Here is a 1,591-nt window from a genome sequence, read left to right as displayed (position 1 = left end):
ATGGTTAGGAATCTCAAAAGCATTTTTTTGGGATCCCTAACCATTAACCGTAGCGCGCAACTTCTCCTGTTGGTGCGGTATCGCGATAGATTATGCGTGAAAATGCCGGTTTTGCTGTGTTTTTACTCTAAACCCCATTTTTCAGGCGCACTTATCCAGTAACGGGGTCTGAAGCCATCGCTTTTTCGCCATCCGATTCAGTCTGTCAGAGAGCATTTTTGTAGCGTGTTCACCCGCTACGGCGCCGGCAAAACGTAGCCGACCTTTGCAGAGGATACACTGGTACGGATCGGTGCCCAGGAAGCCTTTCATCAGCACCGAAAACCCAGGACGTTTTGGTTTTTCCCGTACCGTCATCTCCAGCGCGTCGTAAACCTTCGGCAGCAGCGAGCCCCGCTTGCGGTTGGCCAGAAAACCGTAATAGCGCACCATCTTAAAATTCCGCGCCGGAATATGGCTGACGTAGCGCTGCAGCATCTCCTCCTGGCTGATTTTCTGGCGTTTGTGCTGCTGCGTGCGGTGGTCGTAATACTGATGCACCACGGCACCGCCGCGGTAGTGGCGCAACTGAGAAGCTGCCACCGGCGGGCGCTTCAGATAACGGCCCAGGTATTTCACGCTGCGCCAGGCACCGCGGGTCTTTTTGGCAAAATGCACTTTCCAGCAACGTCGGTATTGGGCATGCAGATAACGGTGCCACCGGTCTTCATTACGGATATGACCGAGGCCCTGCAGGGCGCCGGGGTTGATTTGCGCGTAGTTGTCGCGCAGCAGGTAAACTACGGCGTTGCGCCAAATTTGCTCTACCTCTTTCTTTTTAAAGAACAGCGGCCGCCAGGTGCCGTGTTTGATGTCGAGGCCGCCGCGGGTGACAGAAACGTGGATATGCGGGTGCTGATTGAGCTGCCGGCCGTAGGTATGGAGCGCACAGAAGATACCGACTTCGATCCCCTGTTGGCGCGCCCAGCGGAGCATGGCGCGGGTGGCGCAGCGAAACAGGTCATTGAGCAGGGGCCAGTTGTTGTTGAAGAACGGCCACAGCAAGTGAGGCATGGTAAACGTAATGTGCTGCCAGTCGCAGTCGGGCAGGATGTGCTGCTGTTCGGCGATCCACTGCTCGGTGGCCTTGAGGCCACAACTGCTGCAGGCTTTGGACTTGCAGCTCTGGCAGAAAAAACGGGAATGGGTGCAGTCCGGTGAGGCGCAGCAGTAACGGCGCACGCCCATGGTGCAGGTGCCGCAGGCGAGCATGCGCTCGACGGCGAGTTTGGTCCAGTCGCTGAGGGTGTCGCCGTGTTTGTCGAGATAGCGGCTCCAGCCATCATCGTGCTGGAACAGCAGCTTTGCCGGCCGGGGAATATACATGGTGCAGAGTCTACAGGGAGGCAGGGGACAGGAAAAGGGCGTCGGCGCCAGCCGGCTCACGTCGCAGGCGTGCTCATTTTATGTCGGTGTCAGCGCGACGGTGGAGGATGCGCCACCGTGCGAGCCGCCGAGCCGTCAGGCGGCACCGATGTTGATGTGAGGCTGGGGCTTAAAGACGGTTGAGGCAGCAACGCTGCCGTGCTCGCACCGCAGGTGCGCTACGTTC

Annotated in this window: 2 protein-coding genes; one reads left to right on the top strand and one right to left on the bottom strand. The window is 58.3% G+C overall.

Features of this window, described 5'->3' with window-relative positions:
• Positions 1-141: 141 nt before the first annotated feature.
• Complete coding sequence (locus AC6BYQ_RS28265) at positions 142-1,365, bottom strand: IS91 family transposase (RefSeq protein ID WP_498057908.1); 1,224 nt, start codon at positions 1,363-1,365, stop codon at positions 142-144.
• Here AC6BYQ_RS28265 and AC6BYQ_RS28260 point away from each other — a divergent pair.
• Positions 1,364-1,525, top strand: a complete 162-nt coding sequence (locus AC6BYQ_RS28260; RefSeq protein WP_498057907.1) for a hypothetical protein — start codon at positions 1,364-1,366, stop codon at positions 1,523-1,525. The genes AC6BYQ_RS28265 and AC6BYQ_RS28260 overlap by 2 nt on opposite strands.
• Positions 1,526-1,591: the final 66 nt, after the last annotated feature.

The organism is Serratia sp. LTN-2 (genome assembly GCF_059740205.1).
The sequence above is the reverse complement of the archived record's forward strand: the minus strand, read 5'-3'. Positions and strand labels throughout refer to the sequence as shown.